The sequence below is a fragment of the Methylobacterium sp. Leaf87 genome (genome assembly GCF_001422775.1).
Taxonomy (GTDB): Bacteria; Pseudomonadota; Alphaproteobacteria; order Rhizobiales; family Beijerinckiaceae; genus Methylobacterium.
In genome coordinates this window covers 153,489-175,678 of the sequence record NZ_LMMI01000060.1, presented here as the reverse complement: position 1 = coordinate 175,678, position 22,190 = coordinate 153,489, and the positions used below count along the sequence as shown (strand labels likewise).

Genomic DNA, 22,190 nt, shown 5'->3' with positions numbered 1-22,190 from the left:
CGGCCCCTGAACGAGTCGGCGGGCAGACCCGTGAGCCCGGCGGCCAAGGGGAAGGCGCGGGCGCGCGTCACCGGTGCGGCGGGGCGAGGCCGCGGGCGAGGGACAGCATCGCCGCGAGGGTGTCGGCCTCGTCCTGCTCGGCGCCATGGTCGCTGAGCTTGACGATCACCGTTCCGGTGTCGCGGTTGATGTAGATGTACTGGCCGTAGACCCCGATGGCCGAGATGTCGTCGTCGCCGGCCGGCACGTGCCACCACTGGGCCGAGTAGGGCCAGCCGTCGACGGCCCGCCGCGCCGGCGTCTCGATCCGCTCGATCCAGTGCGGCGGAACGACGTCGACCGCGCCGACCCGGCCGCGATCGGCCACCATCAGCCCCAGGCGGACGAAGTCGCGGGCGACGGCGTTGAGGCAGCAGAACGCCTTCTCGGTCCCGCCCTGCGCGTCGAGGTTCCAGGTGGCGTCGGCCCCCGCCCCCATGGGTGTCCAGATCTGCTCCGACAGGATGTCGGCCAGCGGCTTGCCGTGCACCCGGGCGAGGATCAGGCCGAGCACCTCCGTGTCGATGCTGCGGTACTCGCCCTTGCTGCCGGGCTTCGAGGTCAGGGCGGCATGCGCGCGGACGAAGGCCGGCAGGTCGCGGGTGAGGTACATCCCGGCGGTGCCGACGAGGGGGTTCCAGGGGTCGTAGTTCTCCGGCACCGCGAGGCCGCTCGTCATGTCGAGGAGGTCGCGGACCGTGATGCGGCCGAAGACCGGCACCCCGTGCAGGTCGGGCAGCAGGGTCGAGACGGGGTCGGTCTCCTTGAGGCGGCCGCCCGCGATGGCCTGCCCGACGAGCAGCGACACCACGGACTTCGCCACGGACCAGGACGGGAACAGCGTCGCCGCCTCGAAGCCCGGCCGGTACCATTCGTGGACGAGGACGCCGTTCTGGGACACCAGGAACGCGTTGGTCCGCGTCGCCTCCAGCACGGTGGCGATCGGCACGAGGGCGCCCTTCCAAGGGACCCGGTCGGGCAGCGGGCGGGGCTGCACCGTCAGGATGCGCGGTGTTGCCGACGCCGCCACCGGCCGGCTCGCGAACCAGGTCCCCACGGCGGAGGGCTCGACGACGGCCAGGGCCGCCAGGGTGACGGGGTTCGGCACGGCGAGGAGCGCGGTCGCCGCCCAGGCCGCCCCGGCGAGGAGGCCGAGGGCGAGGGCCGCGCCGACGAGCCGGGGGCGGAGCCGCGCGCGCGGGCCGGGTTTCGCAGACACCTGAAGGCAACCCTTTTCGATGGCGAGAAGCGCGAAGGGAAGGAGCGCAAAGGGGAGGATCACGAGGCCAAGGATCACCAGGAGAGGAATCCCGCCGCATCTACCCCTGCGCTATCGATGCGGACGGGCGGTACCACGACGGACCCGCTCGGGTCCCGGGTCCGGCGCAGGCTCACGACGCAGGGTCTCGGCGCAGAACCGGTGGCGGCTCCTGCGAACCCTCGTCAGTGGGGTGCGGTCTGGCCCGAGGCCAGGATCGTGACGCCGACGGCGATCACGCCGATGCCGACCATCATCGGGAGGGTGATCGGTTCGCCGAACAGGAGCGCGCCGCCGAGGGCCGCGCCGACCATGCCGACCCCGGCCCAGATCGCGTAGACCACGCCGATCGGCAGCATGTTCATGCTGTGCGACATCAGCCAGAAGGCGGTGCCGTAGCCCAGCACCGTGATGATCGTCGGCACCGGGCGGGTCAGCCCGTCGGCGGCCTTCAGGGCGAGGGTCGCGGTGACTTCGGCGGTGATCGCGAAGGCGAGGAGCAGGTAGGGGTTCATGCCTGGGGCGTCCGTGGACGCGGTCGGCCGACGGAGCGCCGGATGTCGCGTGCGCCCGGATTAAGACCACCGGGGCCGTTAATGTCCCGTGTGGGCGCGGCGCACGAACCCCGCTCCGCGCACCGCCCGATGCCGCCGGGACCGTCGTCCCCTCTCGCGACCGGATGAAATCGCCCGGATGAAATCGCACGGCGTAATGTGTGCTACGCGATCCCATCCCGAACACCCGCGATCGGCCGGCGGCGGGACACCGGAGCTTGCAACGTGTCTCGACTGGCGATCGTCCCCAGCGTGGTCGAAACGACGGATCACGTCGAATCGAAATGGGCCTTCGATTTCTGGCGCTCCACCGCCCTGGCGCCCTTCGGCGACGTCTCCCGCGTGCAGCCGCGCGGGCCGTTCCGGGCCCGGCGCCTCGGTGTGGGCACCGCGGACTGGGCCCTCACCCATACGGTGAGCAGTCCGGTGAGCCTGAAGGTCGGGTCGCGCCATGTCGATCGAAGTGCCCCCGAGATGGTGGTGATCGGCCTCGCCCTCGAGGGGATCGGGTATCAGGAGCAGCTCGATCGCGGCGCCCGGATCGCGACCGGCGGCATCAGCTTCCTGTCGCGCGGCCGTCCCCTCCTCGCCGGCACCCAGACCGATTACGAGGAGATCCGCCTCGCGGTGCCGCGCCGGACCTTCGAGGCCTGGATCGGCGACGTCGACCGCTTCGCCGGCCTCTGCATCGCGGGCGAACCCGCCAACGCGGCGTTCGAGGCATGCTTTCGCAGCTTCGCCCGCTCCGTCGCGTGGATGACCGAGGGCGAGGCGCAGGTCGCCGTCGAGGGCGTGCTCCACATGCTGCGCGGCCTCCCCCGCGCCCCGGCCGACCGGTCGACCGTGCCCGTCTCGCACGCGGCGGTGGTTTCCCTCGCCCGCGCCCATATCGAGCGCCGGCTGCACGACCCGGCCCTCGGCCCCGACGAGATCCAGGCGGTGCTGGGCGTGTCCCGCGCCCATCTCTACCGGGCGTTCTCGGAGACCGACGGCATCGCGGCGGCCATCCGGGAGGCGCGCCTCGCCCTGGCGCACCACCGCCTCGCCGCGTCGCGCTACGACGGGCTGAAGATCGCCACCATCGCGTATGCGTGCGGCTTTGCCGACGTGCCGACCTTCAATCGCGCGTTCCGCCGGCGCTTCGGCCTCGCCCCCGGCGACCTGCGCGCCGGACGGAGCTGAGGCGGAGGCGCCCGGACCGTCTCTACGGCGGGCTGCCTCTACTACGGGAGGTGGTAGGAGACGCCCGCGATCAGGGCCTTCTCCTCGGTGTTGACGGTCCGCCGGGGGTCGGCGCCGAACTTGTTGTGCCAGTACTGGAACCCGGCGAACACTTCGAGCCGGTGGGCCGGGCCGCCCGCGAGCTGCCCGACATCGAGGACCAGATTGGTCTGCGATACGAATTCGAGCTGCGTCTCGTACTCGTTGGTGCGGCCGTAGCGGCCCTTGGGCAGGATGATGGTGTTGAAGCCCGAGAGCGAGAGGGGCAGGCCCGTGAACGGCAGGGGAATCGCGTAGGTGAGCTCGAACTCGGGCGTCATCTGGAACTCGACGCTGCGGAAGCGGCCGGCGGCGAAGCCGTTATGGGCGAATTCCTTGTAGCCCTGGACCTTCAGGTTGAGGAATCCGGCCGGCACGTCGAAGGCGAAGTTGAGGCCGAAGGTGCCGGCGCGCTTCTGCGAGTTGAAGGTGGTGTTCTTGGCGTTGGCGTCGACGCCGAAGGCGAGGCCGATATCCTTGACGAGGCCCGGAATGGCGAACACGTCGGTGTCGAAGATCCGGTTCGGGCTCAGGGTGCCCCGGTAGATGAGGTACAGTTCCGTCGCGCCGATGTCCGGGAAACTGCCGAAGGCGTTGCCGGCCGGGTCCTGCGAGCCCGAGCGCAGGAGATCGAGGGACACGAGGTTGGTGCCGTAGGTCCACGCGTTGGTATGGAACAGGTTGACGACGTTCTTCGGGATCTCGCGGGGCTCCCGCCGGCCCGTCGGCGTGCCGTCGGGGCGCTGCACGCCGATGCCGGGCTCCGCCGAGGGCGCCTGGAAGCGGTAGCTGACGATGGTGTCGGAGAAGCTGAAGAACCCCGGCGGGGACGGCGGCGCGACGAGCGCAGTGGCTGCCGCTAGGGGCTCGGCCGCGCGGGCGGCCCCGATGGGGTGCGCCCCGGTGGCGTCCGCGACGAGGAGGGCCGCCGAGAAGCCGAGGGCCGTCAGGACCGGGCGGCCGGCGCGAGGCGCGAACGCGAGCATGTGCGAGTTTCCCAAACGTGTCTTCGCGACGGGTCAGTTCGGTCGAACCGGCGAAACGCCGAGAGACCAGGTGACCCGCGCTGCCTGCCCGATGTGTGAACACGGTCACCTCTGAGGGCGGCTCAGAGAACCTTCCAGAACACCAGGATCATGATCGCGTAGGCGGCGATCAGCAGGGCCGCGCCCCGGCGGTCGGTGTCGGCGCGCCGCTCCGGCGGCGGCGACAGCCACCAGCCGAGCCGGTTGGCGGTCCAGGGCACCAGCCGCGCCGTCACCAGCACGCTGAAGACGTTGCCGATGAACAGGGCGACGGGGAAATCGAGGTTCAGCACGCGGCCGAGGAACGGCGTTCCGACGAACAGACCCCACAGGAACACCGTGGGATAGAGCGTCAGGAGGACGATCATGTTCATCTTCCAAGCGGCGGGCGGCGGGGCGCCCTCCGGCGTGGCGTCGCGGAACCACTGCTCGAACCCGCTCTGCACCGTCCGGGTGTGGAATTCCGCCGTCAGCGGAACCGCCTCCTCGATCAGTTCCCGGCGCTGGGGCGAGTCGAGCCAGGCCCTCAGGTTGGCATCGCTGTCGAAGCGCAGGATCGCGACGTAATCCTCCTGCACGCCCGGCACCGCCGGCTCGAAGCGATAGCCCTGCAGGCCGGCGGCCTTCGACTGCGCGGCGGCGACCTTCTGCTCCCACTTGCGGTAGGCGGCCTCCATCCCGGGCTTCACCCGGGTGCTGATGACCGCCGAGGCCGGCGCGGTGCGGGCCGCGCTGGCGTCGTCCGTGACGATGTGGACATCGTCGCGCCCCACCAGCATCGGAGAGGCGCCGACGATGCGGGCCTGCCGCTCGGGCGAGGCGAGCCAGCCCTTGGCGTCGGCGAGGCTGCCGAAGCGCTGCAGGATCACCCAATCCACCTGGAGCGGGGGGTGGGGCGGCATCAGGCGCTGTTCGATGAAGCCGGGAAACCCCGAGATCACCGCGCTGGTGCCGCCCTGCCACTGGGCGAACGCCTCGGCGCTCTCGGGCCGGACGGAGGTCTGCGTCACGATGCTGACGCTGTGGGCCGCGTCGCTCATCGGGCGGCGAGCTGCGTGAACAGGCGGTCGGGCGTGAACGGCAGGTGGGCGAAGCGGACGCCGGTGGCGTCGGCCAGCGCGTTCGAGACCGCCGGGGCCACGGGGTTGATGCCGCACTCCCCTTGCGATTTCGCCCCGAGGGGGCCGATCCGGTCCGTGGTGTCGGCGAAGAAGATGTCCGTGCGCGGGGTGTCGGCGAAGGTCGGGATGCGGCAGTTGCGCAGCTGCGCGTTGACCATCCGGCCCTCGTCGTCGTGGACCATGTTCTCTACCAACGCCCAGCCGTACCCCATGGAGACGGCGCCATCGAGCTGGCCCCGGCACTGCATCGGGTTGATCGGCAGGCCGATATCGGCGGCATGGACGCTGTGCAGCACCCGGATCTCGCCGGTGACGCGGTGCACGGCGAGGCGCACGCCCTGCACGTTGAACGCGATGGTCCGGGGCGAGAGGTAGGCCCGGCGGCTCACGGTGAAGCGGTGGTCGACCTTCGTGCCCGCCGCGTGCAGATCCACCAGGGTGATGCGCTGGTTGCCGCAGACGACCCCGTCGGCGTCGAGGCGGCACTGCTCCAGGGGCACCCCCGTGTGCCTGCTGGCGAAGTCCAGGATGTCCTCGACCATGGCCTCGGCCGTGAGGTGGACCGCCTTGCCGCCGACCACGACGCCGGTGCTGGCGAAGGTGCCGGTGTCGTAGGGGGTGCGGTCGGTGTCGGCGTTGATGATGCCGACATCGTCGGCGCGGGTCCCCAGGATCGCGGCGGCGATCTGCTTGTGCGCCGTGGTGATGCCGTTGCCCATCTCCGTCGAGCCGCAGGCGAGGAAGTAGGTGCCGTCGGCCTTGAGGTGGAGTTCGGCGCCCGAGCGGTGCTCGGTCGGCGGTCCGCATTCGAGCATGGCGAGCGCCACGCCCCGGCCCTCTTCCCAGTCCGCCCCCTCGGGCTTGGCGACCCCATTGCCCTTGGCGAGTTCGCGCTCGACGATGTCGAGGCACTCGACGATGCCGTGGCTGCCGAAGCTGGCGTCGCTCGGCTCCTTCCAGATGGATTCGATGTTATCGCCCGGCTGCACCACGTTCCGGCGCCGCATGGTGAAGGGATCGATGCCGAGTTGCCGGGCCAGGGCGTCGATGGCGCATTCCACCGCGAAGGTGGTCTGCGAGGCGCCGTAGCCGCGAAAGCCGCCGCCCGGCGTCATGTTCGTGTAGACGGCGTGGCCGATGCCCTTCTTGTTGGCGCAGCGGTAGGCCGCTATCGGGCTCGCCATGGCGGCCGCCAGGGTCTCGCTGCCGTGGCCGCCATAGGCTCCGGTGTTGGAGAACACCGCGACGTCGAGGGCCGTCAGGGTCCCGTCCTTGCGGGCGCCGATCTTCACCCGGGTGGTCATCTGGTGGCGCGTGGTCGCGCCGATGAACTCCTCCTCGCGGGTCCATTCCCACTTGACCGGGCGGCCGAGCTTCATCGTGGCGAACAGGACGAGGTCCTCCGAGACCATCTCCTGCTTGCCGCCGAACCCGCCGCCGACCCGTTCCGTGAACACGTGGAGGTCGCGGTGCGGGATCCCCATGATGTAGGCGAGCTTCTGGCGCACGGCGAACGGCCCCTGCGAGCTCGTGCGGACGTGCCAGCGCCCGTCCTCGCCCTTCCAGGCGATGGAGCCGTGCGTCTCGAGGTGCACGTGCTGGACGCGCGAGGTCGAGTAGGTCTGCTCGTGCACGGCGTCGGCCTCGGCGAATCCCCGGGCCACATCGCCGATCTCACCCTGGAGGGTGCAGAAGATGTTGGTGCTCGCGGTGAGCCCGTCCTTGTCGTGCAGCACCGGCGCGTCGGGCCGCATGGCCAGGACGGGGTCGAACACCGCCGGCAGAACCTCGTAGTCCACCCGCAGGGCCCGGCAGCCGGCCTCGGCGGCGGCCTCCGTTTCGGCCACCACGGCGGCGATGCGCTGGCCGGCGAAGCGGGCGACGTTGTCGAGCAGCAGGATGTCGTCGGGATCGACGAGGTGGTCCTCGTGCAGGGCCGAGCTGAACCGGCGTTTGGGCACGTCCTCCCAGGTGTAGACGGCGACGACGCCCGGCACGGCGAGCGCCGCCTGGCGGTCGATGGACACGAGGCGCGCGTGGGCGTGGGGCGAGCGCAGCACCTTGAGGTGCAGCAGGTCCTCGACGGCGAGGTCCATGGTGTAGCGGGCGGTGCCGTTCAGGATGGTGTCGGTAAAGGGGTTGGGCAGGCTCGCCCCGAGGGCCTTGCCGGCGACGTCCGCCTCGATGTTGCACACTCCGTTCAGGGCGTCCTTGATCGAGCGGTAGCCGGTGCAGCGGCAGAGGTTGCCCTTGAGGGCGTGCGGCAGGTCGGCCTTCTGCGCGTCCGTGAAGGTCACGGCCGTCATGATCATGCCGGCGGTGCAGAAGCCGCACTGGAATCCCTGCGCGTCGTGGAACGCCTGCTGCAGCGGATGGCGCTCGCCGCAGGGCGCCAGCCCCTCGATGGTGGTGACCTCGCGTCCCTCGGCCCGGAAGGCCGGGACGAGGCAGGAATGGAACGGCTTGCCGTCGATGTGCACCGTACAGGCGCCGCAATCGCCGGAATCGCATCCCTTCTTGACCCCGAACACCTCGAGGTCGCGCAGCATGGTGCGCAGGCACTGGCCCGGCGCCGGCTCGGCGGCGTAGGCGCGGCCGTTGATGGAATACTGAGTCACGCGAGCTCCGTACGGATCTGTTCGGCCAGGTACTGCGTGACGTGACGCTTGTAGGGCGCCGATCCGTGCACGTCGGGGAAGTAGGCGTCCGGCGCCAGGCGCGCGTCGATGGCGCGGCGCAGGTCGTCGGCGGAGGGAAGGGTGGCGAAGCGCAGCTGCACCGGCCGCGGGGTCGCCGCCGTGATGGTGAGGAGGAAGTCGGCGCCGTCGTCGCCCACGGTGGCGATGATCAGGGCGGCCGAGCGCCCGTAGCGGGTGAGCGAGACCTGGCGCATGGCCGTGCGCTTCGCGAGCGCCGCGGCGGGCAGGTGGATGCTGCGCAGCAGTTCGCCCTTGGCGAGCACGTTCGCGTGGTTGCCGGTCACGAACTCGGCCACCGTGACCGTGCGGGGCGCGCCGTCGCGCGGCCACAGGGTGCAGACCCCTTCGAGGGCGGCGGTCAGCGAGATCATCGCGCCGGCGGGCAGCGACATGCAGACGTTGCCCCCGATGGTGGCGGCGTTCCAGATCTTGAACGACATCAGAAACGAGTCGATGCACTGCCGAAACAGCGGCACCGCGCGCCAGGCCGGCGGACCCTCGAACCCGTGCAGGTCGACGATCCGGCAGGTCGCGGCGATCTCGATGCCGGATTCCGTCGCGGTCAGCGGCGCCCAGCCCAGGCTTTCGAGATCGATGAGCGTGTCGACGGCAGTCTGCGGCTCGGCGAACAGCCAGGTTCCGCCGGCCAGCCAGGAATAGCCATCTTGCCAGCCCGAGAGTTCGTTCAACGAAGTCGGCCGCTTGACTTCGACGACGGTCGAAATGTTCATCGTAGACCCTCAACCCAATCGATCGTGGCGGCCGACAGGATGCCCCGTGCCCCCACGCATCGCCCTCGACCGAGGATCGCGGGACGGCCCGTCGCGACGGCGCCCTCGGGAGCGTCGCGCCGAAATCCCACGGCCGTTATCCTGGCTTTGCCCCGGAGGACGTTCGGCTCATTCTTGGGTTCATCAGGTAAACAAAATATGCGTCGGCGCCATTTCTTCAGTCGGCGCGACGAGAATTGTAAATATGGACCCCATCTACCGAAAACATCTGACCGAAAAATTTCGACTTGAGGAATAGAGAGCCTCGATGGGATCGGACCGTCACGACAACGCGGAATGTTTCGCCATCACTGTCGTACGCGCGCCGCCATGAGACGGATCGGCAACAAAAAATTTCAGCGGCGGCGCGGGAACTTCCCCGACCGGCACGGGAGCCGGCACGGCGGCCCGCCCGGACCGCGCCGTACTTCGGGCGGGTCGTACTTCGGGCGGGCCGTTCTTCGGGCGGGTCGTTCTTCGGGCGGGTCGTTCTTCGGGCGGGTCGTTCTTCGGGCGGGTCGTTCGTCAGAACATCCCGTTCTCGTGCGCCGACGTTTCGGGCAGGATCTGGAGCACGTCCCAGTGTTCGACGATGCGGCCGGAGGCATCGAGGCGGAAGATGTCCATGGCGGCGTAATCGTGGTCGGCCGGCCAGTGCTGGAGGCAATGCAGCACGACGAAATCGCCCTCCGCGAGGGCGCGCTTCACCGTGACCCGCTTGCCCGGCCACGCCCGCGCCATGCGCTCGAAATACGCGATGAAGCCGTCCTTGCCGGTGGCCACGTGCGGGTTGTGCTGGATGTACACGTCGCCGGCATAGCGCGCGATGGCCTCGCGCGGCCGGCCTTCGTTGAACATCAGCTCGTAGAAGGCGATCACCGTGGCCTTGTTTCGCGAAAGGTCCGTCATGCTGTCCCCCGATCGGGTAGGCCGGCCCATGCCGGGCAACGGCCGGTGGAAGCGGTCGTGCGTGGCCGTCCGAGACGAACCTAAGGGCAATGGACCACAACGGCACAGCGGAGCGGTGTTCGGCGTCGGCTCGGCATGGACCGACCGCCCCTCCCCGCCGCATGCCGGGACAGTCTCGGCGGATCGCGACCGCCGAGGCTGTCCCGTCGGCGCACCGGGCGGATCGGAGGTGCTTTCCACGCCATCGCCACCGAGCCGGCGCGGGACCCGGACGCGACGGCAATCGGTGATGGTCTCCACGCGCCGCCCGTCGATGTTCCTCGCCGTCGCACCATCGCGTGCGTCCCGGTCGGCGGCACACGGACGGACGCGCCCGCGCCGGTGCCGTGATCGAGCGTGAACCGGTCGCCGTAGTGCCGGCCCCGCCACCGCCGCGGGCGCGCCCGCTCGGAGGAGCGGCTCGTTTCGAGCGCCCCTGGACGCCCCCCGATCGCGCAAACGGGTCTTACAAAACGCCGCATGGAGCGAAAACGGGGAAACTTGGCGGCCTGCCGAGGCGCTGTCACAGCATGTGGTATCTCTATGGTCTGACGGTCCTCGCCGGTCTCGCGAATGCGATCCAACCCGGCCAGAACGCAACTCTCTCGAAGTCGCTGGCCATGCCGGTCACGGCCGCGCTCATCATCCTCTTCGTGAGCACGGGGACGATGCTCGTGGGCGGCCTTGCCCTCGGCAAACTGGAAATTCCGTCCGGGCAGCAACTCGCCCAGGTCCCGTGGTGGGGATGGTTGGGCGGCTGCCTCAGCGTCCTCCTGATCCTGGCCCAGCTCTACGCATCCCCGGCCATCGGGGCCGCCTCGTTCCTCGGCATCATCGTCACCGTGGGCGTCGTCGCCTCGCTGGTGCTCGACCATTACGGCTGGGTCGGCTTCGAGGTTCATCCGGCGAGCCTATGGCGCGTCCTCGGGGCTCTGATCATGGTCGTGGGCGTCGCCATCGTGGCGATGTTCTAGGACGCTCGGTCGAGCGATCATGCGGCGACGTCGCAGCACGCCTCGGCGGGACCGATCTACGCGGCGCCGGCCGGCCGGAACCGCCCCCGGCCGAAGGTCGGGGCGACGCGTGCGCAGATCAGGAACACGACCGCGACGCCGAGGGCGACGATCGTCGGGGCCGTCACCGCGGCGAGCGCGCCGGCCAGCGCCGAACCGACGACGTCGCCGAAGTTCAGGGCCGCCATGTAGACCTGGAACTGCGTCGCCGACGCCTGTCCGGTGCGGCTCGCCAGCAGGACGGTCGGCAGCAGGGCGACGTAGAGCAGGGCCGGCACCACGCTCGCCAGCCCGAGGATGACCGGACCCGCCGCAGCCTCCAATCCGGCCACGATCAGCAATCCAGCGATCCCGAACGCTCCCGCGCAGGCGACGAGGAGGGCACGGAGGGCACGGTGCGGCCCGAAGCGGTCGACGGCGGTGCCGAGGCCCGCCGCGCCGAGGGTCCCGCCGAGGAGAGCCAGTCCCGCCTGAAGGCGCGAGAGATCGACCGCGTTCCAGCCGTGGACCTGCACGAGCGCGACGGCGAAGGGCACCTGGAACACCGCGAGACCGAGATCGATCGCGAAGCACATCGCCAGGAGGGTCGCCGCGTCGCGCGTCCGGAACGCAGTCAGGAGCCGACGCGCGAAGGCGACCGCCTCGGACGCCCGACCCCGGTCCGGCGCCCGCGATGGGGGTCCGCGGCGAAGGGAGAGAAGCCGGTCGGTCGGCGCCTCGCGCACGAGAACGGACACCAGGGCGAGCGGAGTCGTCAGGGCGAGGAGCATGCCGGCCGCTGCGGGCAAGCCGTTCGCGGCGAGCAGCCAGGCGAAGATCGCAGCCCCCGCCGCACCGCCGGTGACGAAGCCCGCCCGCGTCGCGCCGCTGGTGCGTCCCAGTTCGCCGGTCGGTACGCTGCCGGCGATCATGCGGTCCGTTGCCGTATCGGCGAGGGAGGCCGCGAGGCTGTGCAGGAACAGCACGGCGCTGACAGCCGTCAAGCTCGGGGCCGCGCCGAGCAGGAGAAGGCCCGCGAGAGCCACCTGCGCGCAGGCCAGAGACAGGACGAGCCAGAAGCGGCGAGGCCCCATCCGGGCGGGGGTCGCGCGATCGATCACCGGCCCCCAGAGCAGCGGCTGCAGCACCCAGGGCAGGCCGACGATCGCAAGGTGCCGGCCGACCTCCGCCGTGGAGGCACCGGCCGTGGCGAAGTGGTTGACCAGGGCCGTCAGCGCGAAGCCCGCGACGACGCCTTGGTAGAGGTAGAGGAGCGTGAAGAGGCTGAACCGCCAGCCCAACGACGTGAGGCTCGGTGGCCTTCGGCGCATCGGTTCGATCCTCGGTCACCGCCCCATGGTATCGCCGGCCCCCGAGTCCGACGCAACCAGCGTCGCCCCCCAAGACGTCGCCCCCCAAGACGTGGCACCCCAAGACGTGGCACCCCAAGACGTCGCCCGAAAGACGTCGCCCGCATGATGGACAGGCGCGACATCCGGCGCGCCGATCCACCGTCGGAGCCGCCTCGCGACATTCGAGGACGCGGCCGGACGTCGAGGGACGGATCCGGCTGTCGTCGTCGGGGAAGTATCCTGGTTCCGTGTCCGGCCCCGTCCGGGACCGTCGGGAATGCACGGGATCGCCGTGGCCCGGTGCTCAGGCCGGGACCGGTGTGCGCAGGGGAGCGTAAGTGGCGCGGTAGCTGCGCGGCCCGATCACGGGGAGCAAGAGGCTTCTGGCCCAATTCGGCATCCGTGCGGTGCGGGACAGGCGATCGGTCATGGCCTGGACATGGGCCACGCGGGGCCGGCGCAGGGCTTCGTAGTCCGGACCGACCGTGCCCCAGTCCGCCCTCCCGGCGAGCAGTGAGCTCAGCACGAGGGCATCCTCGAGAGCCATGGCGGCGCCCTGGGCCCAGACCGGCGCCGTCGCGTGCGCGGCATCCCCGACCAGCACCACCCGGTCCCGGGTCCAGGTCGGAATGCGGACCTCTTCGAGGGGCGAGTGATGGAGCGCGCCCGGCTCGGACGAAACCGACGCGAGGGTGTCGCGGACGAGGCGCGGGAACGACGCGAAGGCCGTCCGGAAAGCGGCCAGATCCCGCCCCCGTCCGGCGGCCGCGCCCAACGAGACCCACCCGTAGACCTCGCCGTGGTCGACGGGGATGAGCAGGAACAATCCGTCCGATCCCGCCCACAGCGTCCAGGCGTCGAGGCCCGGGTTCGGTGCCATGAAGCGCCAGCTCGCCGGGGCCAACATCGCCGCGCCGAGCACGGAATCACCGAACGTCTCGCGTCGAACCCGCGAGTGGACGCCGTCGGCGCCGACGAGGAATCCGCCGGTCTCGACCATCCCCTCCCGGGTCTCGATCGCGACGCCCTTCGGCACCTGCCGGACGGTGTGAATCCCGGATCCGTGCCGGAGATCGGCCGGGGGAAGGTCGCGGGTCAGGAGGCGCAGCAGGTCGGCGCGACGCAGGCAATGCGGGCATGCCTCTTCCCCCCAGAACGCCGTCTCGTCGATGGCGAAGAGGAGGCGCCCGCTCCCGGTGCGGTATTCGCGCCGGCGGATGGGGGAGCCGACCCTGCGCAGGGCGTCGCTCAGGCCGAGCTGCCGCAGGGCTTGGACCGCGTTTCCCGGCAGATTGATGGCGAGGCCCGCATCGGCCGGCGTCCGTCGTCGCTCCAGGGTCAGCGAGGGAAGGCCGCGTCGCTGCAGCGCTCGCCGCATGGCAAGGCCGGCGATGCCGCCCCCGGCGATGAGCACCCGGCGTGTTGCGCTGTCGTCCATGCCGTCTCGCCTCGTTGCCCGGATCGTCGTCGTCAAGAGCGCGGCGCCGTCGCGCGCAGGGCCATGCTGGAGAAGACGCCATCCCGGCGGATCAGCCCATGCATCAGGGCGGCGCCGAGATGAGCGAGGATGAGGCCGAACAGGGCGTAGGCCAGCACCGAGTGGACCGGACGCAGCCAGGCATAGATCGCGGGATCGCGCGGCAGGATCGGCGGGAGCACCACCGAGCCGCCGAGCCCGATGGGATAGCCGGCCGCCGACAGCATCGCCCAGCCGATCAGCGGCAGCCCGAGCATCAGGCCGTAGAGCAGGCGGTGCGAGGCGTGTGCCGCCTGCCGCTGCCAGCCCGGAAGGTCTGGCGGCAATGCCGGCGGCGGATGGCGCCAGCGGTTGACGAGGCGCAGCACCGCGAGGATCAGGATGCCGATGCCGAGGGGGCGGTGCAGCGCCACGAGCGCGTCATAGTGCGCGAGGGAGGTCACCATCGCCACGCCGATGAACAGCATGGCCAGGATCATGCCGGCCATGGTCCAGTGCAGCAGCCGGGCCGGCCGGTTGAAGTGCGTGGTGTTGCTCATAATCCGGCTCCTGCAACGGGGGCATCGTGGACGGCGCTCGGCGACTTCGGTTCACCGGCGCGGCGCGTGAAGGACTGCGCGTACGCCGCCGAGCGGGCGCCGAGCAGCGGGTCGTCCCCGCCTTCGATGCCGGCGGGCAGAACCAGGGGATCGAAATTGACGTCGCGGCAATTGCCGTCCGCCTCGGCCTCCGTCTCCGAAACGATCACCGTCCCGGCATCGAGGCTCGGTCTCTCGGATGGCCAGGCCCGCGTCGCATCCGCCGTGGGGTCGCCAGGCTCGCCGAGCGTGACGACGAGGTGCCAGCGCACGGGCGCGCGACGGACCGCGGACGCGAAACCGTCGAACAGAAAGTTCTCGTCCGCGCGGCCCCCCTGGGCCGGGCTCTCCGCCGTTGCGGCGTGCTCCGGCACGAACGCCCAGCGCACCGGCGTCTGCCTGCCGTCCCTGGCGACGAACCGGAACGCGTTCAGGCCCCGGAAGGTGTCGTCGGCGAACCCGGCGGTGAGGGTCCGCGCCTTGATCAGGGCCGCCGCCTTCACGCTGTCGGGGTTCGCGGCGAAGAAGGCTGCGAGCGCCTCGGGATCGGGCTTGCCCGTGGCCGGATCGGGTTTGGCGGCGAGGAGCTGGGCGTAGAACGCCTCCGGGGTCCGCACCGGGAAGACCGGGATGTCGTTGTTGCCGGTGCGCCATTCCTCGCCGTCTGGGAGGTGGAAGCGGAGCGCGAGGCTGCGCACCGTGGTGGCCGCATCGGCCGCGTAGGGCCGCCCGCCCGCGAGGGCGATGCGCCCGGTGACTGGGGTGATCTGGCCCGGGGCGAACAGCGACGCCTTCGACAGGCGCTCGCCCCGGCCGCTGCTCTCGAAGCGGCCGGCGAGGCAGAGCCCCTTGGCGTGGTTGCGCCGGAACCCCGGATGCGGTCCGTTGACCCGCTCGAAGCGGTCGACGATCCGCGCCGGGGTCAGGTCATGCGGCGAGAGCCAGCCGCCGGCATACGCGAAGGCCCCGGCGGTGCCGGCGACCAGAGCCGCGATGGCACCGAGCCGCAGGATGACGGCGCGCGGTCTCATCGCCGGACCGGCGCCGGCGAGGTCGTCGAGGAGGGACATGGCGGGCCTTCAGATGGCTTTGGGGCTGGTGGCGCGGCGGATCGCGTCGGCGAGCGGGTGCAGGACGGCCGGGTCGGCCGCTCCCACCAGGCTGTAGCCGAGCCCGTCCTGGGCCCAGGCGTAGCCGTTCGACGTCCCGGAGGTGTGCGGCTGCATCGGTGCGTCCCCGGGCACGGACATGGGCCGCATGAGCATCACGAAGCGGGCGCCGTGCCCGTCGTCGTACATCAGGAGGCCAGCGGGCCCCTGCTGCGTCGCGACGAGGCGCCCGCCCATGAGGCGATAGCCGGCGCCGCTCAGGTCCGGCACGCCGACCGTTCGCTTCAGCCGGGCCGAGAACCAGCCGGCGAGTTCGTCCCGGTCGGCGGCAGCGAGTTCGACGGGCCGGGTGTGATCGGGGGCATAGACCGCGTAGTTCATGCTCGCCGCCTGGGCCAGCGCCGCGATGCCGGTCGGCACCGGCGAGACCACGTCGCGCAGTCCCCAGCCTGCGGCCCCGCCGAGAAGTAGAAGCAGCCCGGCCGCCATCACCTGCCAGACTGGACGTTGCGGGCGACGGCGTGCCTCGACGATCCGCGTCAGGTTCAGCCGCGCCGGAACCGGCTCGGCGGCGATGGGGGCGAAGGTGGCCCGCATCGCGTCGCCCATGTCGACGAGGCGGTCGACGCGCGCCCGCGCTTCGGGATGGTCGGCGAGATACGCTTCGACCTCGCGCCTCCGAGCGGCATCGAGCCGTTCGTCCACGAGGCCCTGGAGGTCGTCTTCGCCGATCGGACGCATGGTCATTTCACCCTCCGCAGGAGCGGGCGCTTGGCCGGAACGGCCGCCTCGGCACCGTCCATCGACTGGATCATCCGGTCCCGGGCCCGGGACAGGCGGGACATCACGGTCCCGGTCGGGATGGCGAGGATCTCGGCGGTCTCGGAATAGGACAGACCCTCCACCGTCACGAGCAGCAGGACGCTGCGCTGCTCCTCCGGCAGGGCGTCGAGCGCGCACATCAGGTCGCGGTGGCGCAGGGCGCTCTCCTGCGTCGGCGCCACCGCCAGGGTGGCCTCCGCCATGTCCTCGATCGGCATGTGGGCACCGCGGCGGGCACGCTGGCGCATCTGCGTCACCGCCAGGTTGTGGAGGATGGCGAAGAGCCAGGTCCGCGCGTCTCCGCCCGCCTGACGCTGGTGCCAGCGGCCGACGGCGCGCTCCAGGCAGTCCTGCACGAGGTCGTCGGCATCGGCGGGATTGCGCAGGAGGGCGCGGGCGTAGCGGCGCAGGGCCGGGATCAGCGGCGCGATGAGGCGCATCATGTCCGTCATGTCCGATCTCCTGGCATGGCCGGGGCTCCTCCGTGTGCAGGCCGACCGGTGCGAGCCTGATCCGCGGCCGACGACAGCCGACGACAGAGGCATGGACGCCGCCGGTCCGGGATTATTCCACGCTCGCACCAAACTTTCTCACGCGCGCACCGGACACCGAGTCTCTGCGGGACGGTGCTCAAGACGAGAACCGAATTCTTCGACGGCATGGGGAATAAGCGGCCGAAGACGTCGTCTGTCCGGCATCCCTGCTCGGCGCCGTTCGATCGGGCGGGAAACACCGGAGATCCGACATGACGATGCTCAAGACCGTCTCTGCCGTCGCTTTCGCGTCCGCCTGCACCCTCGCTGCTCTGACCGGGGTCTCCCAGGCCCGAACCGTCACGCATTCGCTGGAGAGCCCGGCGATCACCGGCTCGATCCGGCCGCAGGCTCGGTCCGCGGACTGGCTCGGCGGCCCGGACCTCGACAGCGGCAACGCCCGGAACCCGGCCCTGCCGGGCTATGCCCAGGGGCGGGGCGAGGAGACCGGGGGGCCAGCCCGTGAGCTGATCCCGAACTAGCTCGGCACGCCCCGAGCGCGCAAACGCCCGCGCTCGGGAGTTCTCGGCGACATCGAGCCCACCGGCAGGGCACAGGCACGATGGCCTGGCCGCGTGAACGGCATGCCATCCGGTTCGTGAAACCTCCGTCGTCGAGACCGCCGCGGTGGAGTTCGACGTGCGGATGACAGCCGGGCCGAGCGCCCCTTGCCGCGAACGGCAGCGCGGAGGGTTGTCGCTGCTGGCCTCGAGACCCCCGTGCGCTCGGGCGATTGCGACGCGACGTGGGCGAAGGTCGGAGCGCCGACGATCCGGCCCGGGTTTCCGGCCTCGGACCACTCGCGCTCGGATGCCGGTTCGTGCAGTTTCCCGGAAGCCCTCTGCCGGCGCTCCGCCGCGGCGGATCCGATAGGCCGCGCAGTCGCATCCCGACGGAAGGAGGCCCCCATGCCCGAGTCCGAGCAGACGATGGGAGCCGCGGGAGAACCCGATCACGACGCGCTGCTCCGCGCGAACCTGGAGCGTGTCTTCAACGAGCGCGACCCGCTCCGCCGGGCCTCGGCGCTGACCGACCTCTTCGTGGAGGAGCCGGTCATGTACGAACCGACGGGCGTCGTTCGGGGACGCGCGGCCATCGCGACCGTGGCGGGCAAGCTCCTGGATCAGTTCGGTCCGACGTTCCGGTTCACGCCCACCCGCAAGGCCGTCGGCCATCACGGTTTGGGTTCGCTGCAATGGCAGGCAGGTCCGGAAGGCGAGCCCGTCCTCGTGACCGGAGCGGATGTTGCCGAGATCGTGGATGGTCGGATCGCGCGCCTTTGGGTGCTCCTCGATCCACCCGCGGTTTGAGGTCGTCCTGCGGGGCTGGCGCGATCCGGATGTCGCGACCGCCGGGACCTCGCCCCTCGGACCGATGCGCGGGACGGGGCAGCGAGCGGCATAGGGGCGGCGACAGTCGAGGTCCCGGATGAGCGCAACGCTGCGGACCTCCGCGGCCCGGGCGAACGGCGGCCGTTTTCATACGGCCCGCCGCGAGTGGACCGGCCGCCGGTGGCCTGCCTTTGCGAGCGAGCGTTCAGCGCCGCCTGCCGATAGGCGCGGTGGCGGAGCCACTGCCCGGAAGCGATGCTGCCGAGCGGCACCGGTATGAGGCAGCACCGTATGAGGATGGGCCAGACGATCACGCCCCCCGGCGATACTCCGGAAGGCGGGAGCGCACGTCTGCCGCCCATGAACGAAGCTCTCCCGGTGCAGGGCGCGCCGCCCGGCTCCGTTCAGGCGGACCGCGCGTCGGCGTCCGCCCGCAGGGACAGGATCGCGTCGGCGAGGCCGTCGACCTGCGCCGCGTCGTGCGCGGCCGAGAACGCCACCCGCAGGCGGGCGGTGCCGGCCGGCACCGTCGGTGGGCGGATGGCGACGACGAGGTAGCCGCGCGCCTCCAGGGCCGCCGAGAGGGCCAGGGCCGCCGGGGCCTCGCCGACGTGGATCGGCACGATGGGGCTCTGGGCCTCCGGCAACCCGAGGCGGGCGGTGAAGCGGCGCGCGAGGGCGAGGGGCCGGGCGGCCCGCGCGGGCTCGGTCTCCACGATGTCGAGGGCGGCCAGCGCCGCCGCGACGGAGGCCGGGGGCAGGCCGGTGGTGTAGACGAAGCTGCGGGCCCGGCTCGTGAGGAGGTCGACGACGGCGCGCGAGGCGCAGACGTAGCCGCCGTAGGAGCCGAGCGTCTTCGACAGGGTGCCCATTTCGAGGGGCGCGCGGGCGCCCGCCTCGACCACCCCGAGGCCGTGGGCGTCGTCGACCAGGGTCCAAGCGTCGTACGCGGCCGCGAGAGCCAGGATCTCGGGGAGCGGCGCCCGGTCGCCGTCCATGCTGAACACCCGCTCGGTGAGCACCAGCACCCGCCCGTGCCGGGCGCGGCGCGCCGCCAGGATCGCGCGCAGGTGGGCGACGTCGTTGTGGCGGAACCGCAGCAGCGTCGCGCCGGAGAGCTGCGCCCCGGCGAACAGGCAGGAATGCCCGAGGGCATCGACGAGGACGAGGTCGCCCGCCCCCGCCAGGGCCGGCACGATCCCCAGATTGGCGAGGTAGCCGCTGCCGAAGACCAGGGCCGCCGCCTTGCCCTTGTGGGCGGCAAGGCGCGCTTCGAGGGCGGCGAGCGGCGGGTGGTTGCCGGTGACGAGGCGCGAGGCCCCCGCCCCGGCGCCGTGGCGCGCGAGCGCCGCCTGCCCCGCCGCGATCACCCGGGGATCCTGGCTGAGGCCGAGATAGTCGTTGCACGAGAACGATACGAGGCGGCGCCCGTCCCGCTCCGCCCCGGCCTCCGGCGCCCGCGCCGTCGCGACGAGGCGCCGGCGCAGGGCCTTGGCGTCGAGCTCGGCGAGGCCGGCCTCCGCGAAGGCGTCGAGGCTGGACGGGTCCGGGCCGGGTGTCTGGGGGCGCAACATGGGGGCTGATGGCACCCCCGGCCCACGCCTTGTCAAGGCCGCACCGGCCCAAGCCTTGTCAAGGCGGCCCCAGCCGCGGGCGCCTCAGGTCCGTCCCGAAGTCTGGTCCCAAGCCCCACTCCAAGTGCCGCCCTCGCCCTGCGGCCGGGACGGCGCCCGCTGCGGAACCCGAACCCGCGAAAGGACGCAACCCCGGGCGGCCGGGGCCGCGGCCGAACGGGCCGGGACTCGCCGGGCCGACGCGTCCGTGAAACCCCACCCGCACGGGATCGGCGCCGTCGCGGGTGATCCGATCGAGGCGGACCGCCAGGCCGTCGAGCATGGCGTAGCGACGGCGATACATCGCGCGCTTGTTGGCCGGGATCGCGCCCGCGGGCCGCCGCGCATCGGCCAGGGGCAGGGCGTAGAAGCCATCCGGCCGCAGCGCCCCGCCGCGTCCGTGCCAGAGCGCATCGTAGCTCAGATGGGCCGCCGTCGAATCCGACCGGCGCGCGAAGTAGGCGCTGCGGCGATGATGGATCGCGTCCGAGACCGCGAGAAGGCGCGTCACGCCGAGGCCGCGACAGAACACCCGGAACAGGTCGATGGTGAAGTCGGTCGGCCGCAGGCCATCGGCCTGCTTCGTGAAGCGGCGGTAGCGGTCGAGCACGCCCGCCTCGCTGCGCCCCTGCAGGCCGCCGACATAGGCCGTGAGACCGTCGCCGTCGAAGGACAGGCAGTACGACAGCGAGATCAGCCGGTCCGCGCCGTCCCACAGGCTGAAGGTGGCCTGCCCGTCGCGCAGGAGCCAGTGCGGCTGGTCGAGGACGATGCGATGGGCGGAATCGATCTCAGGCAGGTCGAGCAGGTCGACGAAGGCGTCGAGGGGCGTATCGAGCAGGGGGCCGAGCCGCTCGACCGCCGCGCAATGCCCGGCGATGCGGGTCAGGCGTTCGGCCGCGCTCCAGCGGGCGCAGAGGTAGGGCGTGGCGACCATGCCCCAGACCTCCGGGCGGCCCCTCAGGAGCCGGCCCAGGGCGCTGTTCGGCCGGGCTTCGCGCAGCGGCCGCAGGGCGACGGGATGCCGGAGGAGGCCGGACACCGCCAGGGCGATGCCCCGGGGGGAACTCGCGAGCAGGCGTTCCCAGAAGGGGTGACGCAGGACGAGCGTCATGGGCGATCTCTCCGGTGAGGTCGGGGGAGCGGGGGCCGGGCAAGCGGGCGCGCACCGAACCCCGAGGCACGCCCAACCGTGTACCGGCGACCGGCCCGCTTTAATCCCTATGCCATTCGACGTTTGCCCTAACGCCTTCGGTGGATGGCTCCCCCGGCCGGCCGACGCCCGCATTCTCCGAAAGACGGTGCGGATGACCGGGGATGCTCGCGCCGCGCATCCGCGGCCGCATCGCGGAGAGGACCCGGGGCTCGGGCCGTCAATCCGTCGTGGATTGCGCGCCCCGTTCGGCCTCGGTCGTCCCGGGCACGATGCCCTTGGCCGTCACGTGCCCCACGAAGGCATCGACCCACCCGTCGAAGCAGGCCATGGCCTCGGGCTCGCGAACCATGTCGTCGGCCTGATCGTCGGCGTAGGGCTGGCCGAGGCCGACGGAGGCGTGGCGCCAGAGGTCGTCCGGCACCTCGATCCCGCTGTAGCGGCATTGCCAGACGAGGCCCTGGTAGGCGTTCCGCTCGTCGCCCTGGTACGGCTCCCGGGCCGGGTCGAACCACGCCTTGTGGCGGAGGATGCGCGGACGACGGTCGTCGTCGAGTTCGTTGCCGCCTTCGTTGCCGTAGCAGAAGAACCCGGCGGTGCGCCCTTCCAGGTGGTTCCGGGTCAGCTCCTTCCAGAGCGGGCTCTTCTCCAGGGCCTGGGCCTTCAGGGTGCTCTTCTTGTCGATGAGGTCGGGGCGCGGGTTGCCGCCGCTCATGCAGACGAGCCGGTCGAACATCGCCTTGAGGTTGGTCGAGGGCCCGTACCACCAGACAGGGCCGATGATCGCCCAAGCGTCGGCCCGGGCGAGACGCTGGTAGAGCTTCTCGTTCCACATCAGGTCGGGCTGGTGGTCGCTGTCCGGACCGTAGCAGTTGCAGGGCCAGACGCAGAGCGCCATCGAGGAGCCGACGCAGCCGTTGCAGCCCTGGATCTTCGGCTTGCCGTGCGCGTTGCCGATGTCGACGTGGTCGACCTGCCAGCGGGGCGGCAGGCGCCCGAGCATCCGGTGCATCAGGAACCGGGCCTTGCCGTCCATGCCGGGGCATCCGTCGAGCCGCCTCGCCGATCCGGCGATCACCAAAACCTGGAGCGGGCGTGTCTCCAGCGGCAAGGTCTCTGTTTCGGCTACCAGGTTTCCCAAGATCGTCCGCCTCCGGATCGCAGACTTCATTCGGCCCAGACCCGCACCGCACTCCCGCGCGATCAGGTTATCGGACGTTCGTCATATCGGCGCGGCACCCGAGCGTCCCTTGACCGCCACCCCGTGCTGAAGAATGCTGCGGCTTCCCGTTTCGGGTGCACGAAGATTGCGATGCCGCGTTATTTCTTCGACCTCAAAGGCTGCCATCACGAGCGCGACGACGAGGGCGTGATCTGCGCCGATCTTCAGAGCGCCGTGCGCGAGGCCAAGAAGCTGCTGCCCGTCATCGCGCTGGACGAAGTTCCGGCCGACGGAGAGCACCATGCGGTCACGGTTCTCGTCTCGGACGAGGACGGACACGTGGTCTATTCGGGCGTGCTGTCCTTCGTCGGAAACTGGCTCATCCGCTAAGCAG

21 protein-coding genes are annotated in these 22,190 nt (G+C 71.3%); 5 read left to right on the top strand and 16 right to left on the bottom strand.

Going from position 1 to position 22,190, the window contains the following annotated elements:
- Positions 1-67 precede the first annotated feature (67 nt).
- A complete protein-coding gene (locus ASF22_RS21655; RefSeq protein ID WP_244474377.1) occupies positions 68-1,336 on the bottom strand; it encodes a serine hydrolase in 1,269 nt (422 codons plus the stop codon).
- Between the two features lie 146 nt (positions 1,337-1,482).
- The gene (locus ASF22_RS21650; protein ID WP_056176867.1) at positions 1,483-1,812 is read right to left on the bottom strand and encodes a multidrug efflux SMR transporter; all 330 of its coding nucleotides are present in this window, start codon (positions 1,810-1,812) and stop codon (positions 1,483-1,485) included.
- A 264-nt stretch (positions 1,813-2,076) separates the two neighbouring features.
- Between ASF22_RS21650 and ASF22_RS21645 the strand changes: the two genes are divergently transcribed.
- A complete protein-coding gene (locus tag ASF22_RS21645) occupies positions 2,077-3,033 on the top strand; it encodes a helix-turn-helix domain-containing protein (RefSeq protein WP_056176863.1) in 957 nt (318 codons plus the stop codon).
- Between the two features lie 41 nt (positions 3,034-3,074).
- Here the strand turns inward: ASF22_RS21645 and ASF22_RS21640 are convergent, their stop codons facing one another.
- The 5 genes from ASF22_RS21640 to ASF22_RS21620 all read right to left on the bottom strand — a co-directional run bounded on the left by ASF22_RS21640 (position 3,075) and on the right by ASF22_RS21620 (position 9,635).
- Positions 3,075-4,097 (bottom strand): hypothetical protein, encoded by a 1,023-nt coding sequence (locus tag ASF22_RS21640; protein WP_156647886.1) that lies wholly within the window; start codon positions 4,095-4,097, stop codon positions 3,075-3,077.
- Positions 4,098-4,219: 122 nt separating this feature from the next.
- On the bottom strand, positions 4,220-5,176 hold the full coding sequence (locus ASF22_RS21635; RefSeq protein WP_056268177.1) for an antibiotic biosynthesis monooxygenase: 957 nt from the start codon (positions 5,174-5,176) through the stop codon (positions 4,220-4,222).
- Entirely contained in the window at positions 5,173-7,875 is a 2,703-nt protein-coding gene (locus tag ASF22_RS21630) for a molybdopterin cofactor-binding domain-containing protein (protein ID WP_056268174.1), read from the bottom strand. The genes ASF22_RS21635 and ASF22_RS21630 overlap by 4 nt, the downstream gene beginning before the upstream one ends.
- On the bottom strand, positions 7,872-8,687 hold the full coding sequence (locus tag ASF22_RS21625) for an FAD binding domain-containing protein (RefSeq protein WP_056268171.1): 816 nt from the start codon (positions 8,685-8,687) through the stop codon (positions 7,872-7,874). Before ASF22_RS21625 ends, ASF22_RS21630 begins: the two co-directional genes overlap by 4 nt.
- A gap of 564 nt (positions 8,688-9,251) precedes the next feature.
- Positions 9,252-9,635, bottom strand: coding sequence for a nuclear transport factor 2 family protein (locus tag ASF22_RS21620; protein WP_056268168.1), 384 nt, complete (start codon positions 9,633-9,635; stop codon positions 9,252-9,254).
- 569 nt (positions 9,636-10,204) lie between these two features.
- Here ASF22_RS21620 and ASF22_RS21615 point away from each other — a divergent pair.
- Positions 10,205-10,648 (top strand): DMT family transporter, encoded by a 444-nt coding sequence (locus tag ASF22_RS21615; protein WP_056176846.1) that lies wholly within the window; start codon positions 10,205-10,207, stop codon positions 10,646-10,648.
- Positions 10,649-10,704: 56 nt separating this feature from the next.
- Here ASF22_RS21615 and ASF22_RS21610 read toward each other — a convergent pair whose 3' ends face one another.
- From ASF22_RS21610 to ASF22_RS21585, 6 genes are all read right to left on the bottom strand, one after another.
- Positions 10,705-11,997, bottom strand: coding sequence for an MFS transporter (locus tag ASF22_RS21610; protein WP_082483919.1), 1,293 nt, complete (start codon positions 11,995-11,997; stop codon positions 10,705-10,707).
- 325 nt (positions 11,998-12,322) lie between these two features.
- Positions 12,323-13,456: an NAD(P)/FAD-dependent oxidoreductase gene (locus tag ASF22_RS21605; protein WP_056268163.1), complete on the bottom strand. Its 1,134-nt coding sequence runs from the start codon at positions 13,454-13,456 to the stop codon at positions 12,323-12,325.
- A 32-nt stretch (positions 13,457-13,488) separates the two neighbouring features.
- A complete protein-coding gene (locus ASF22_RS21600; RefSeq protein WP_056176837.1) occupies positions 13,489-14,034 on the bottom strand; it encodes a cytochrome b in 546 nt (181 codons plus the stop codon).
- Positions 14,031-15,143, bottom strand: coding sequence for a catalase family peroxidase (locus tag ASF22_RS21595; RefSeq protein WP_056268160.1), 1,113 nt, complete (start codon positions 15,141-15,143; stop codon positions 14,031-14,033). The genes ASF22_RS21600 and ASF22_RS21595 overlap by 4 nt, the downstream gene beginning before the upstream one ends.
- Positions 15,144-15,152: 9 nt before the next feature.
- Positions 15,153-15,929 (bottom strand): anti-sigma factor, encoded by a 777-nt coding sequence (locus tag ASF22_RS21590; protein WP_056268157.1) that lies wholly within the window; start codon positions 15,927-15,929, stop codon positions 15,153-15,155.
- Entirely contained in the window at positions 15,926-16,456 is a 531-nt protein-coding gene (locus ASF22_RS21585) for a sigma-70 family RNA polymerase sigma factor (protein WP_056176827.1), read from the bottom strand. Before ASF22_RS21585 ends, ASF22_RS21590 begins: the two co-directional genes overlap by 4 nt.
- 299 nt (positions 16,457-16,755) lie before the next feature.
- Between ASF22_RS21585 and ASF22_RS21580 the strand changes: the two genes are divergently transcribed.
- The gene (locus ASF22_RS21580; protein WP_056177019.1) at positions 16,756-17,019 is read left to right on the top strand and encodes a hypothetical protein; all 264 of its coding nucleotides are present in this window, start codon (positions 16,756-16,758) and stop codon (positions 17,017-17,019) included.
- Positions 17,020-17,445: 426 nt separating this feature from the next.
- A complete protein-coding gene (locus ASF22_RS21575) occupies positions 17,446-17,847 on the top strand; it encodes a nuclear transport factor 2 family protein (RefSeq protein ID WP_056268154.1) in 402 nt (133 codons plus the stop codon).
- Positions 17,848-18,272: 425 nt separating this feature from the next.
- Here ASF22_RS21575 and ASF22_RS21570 read toward each other — a convergent pair whose 3' ends face one another.
- From ASF22_RS21570 to ASF22_RS21560, 3 genes are all read right to left on the bottom strand, one after another.
- A complete protein-coding gene (locus ASF22_RS21570; RefSeq protein ID WP_056176822.1) occupies positions 18,273-19,442 on the bottom strand; it encodes an aminotransferase class I/II-fold pyridoxal phosphate-dependent enzyme in 1,170 nt (389 codons plus the stop codon).
- Positions 19,443-19,500: 58 nt separating this feature from the next.
- Positions 19,501-20,595, bottom strand: coding sequence for a DUF535 family protein (locus ASF22_RS21565; protein WP_056268151.1), 1,095 nt, complete (start codon positions 20,593-20,595; stop codon positions 19,501-19,503).
- Positions 20,596-20,854: 259 nt separating this feature from the next.
- Positions 20,855-21,805, bottom strand: a complete 951-nt coding sequence (locus tag ASF22_RS21560; protein ID WP_056268148.1) for an NAD(P)H-dependent oxidoreductase — start codon at positions 21,803-21,805, stop codon at positions 20,855-20,857.
- Between the two features lie 141 nt (positions 21,806-21,946).
- Between ASF22_RS21560 and ASF22_RS21555 the strand changes: the two genes are divergently transcribed.
- Positions 21,947-22,186, top strand: a complete 240-nt coding sequence (locus tag ASF22_RS21555) for a hypothetical protein (RefSeq protein WP_056176813.1) — start codon at positions 21,947-21,949, stop codon at positions 22,184-22,186.
- Positions 22,187-22,190 lie beyond the last annotated feature (4 nt).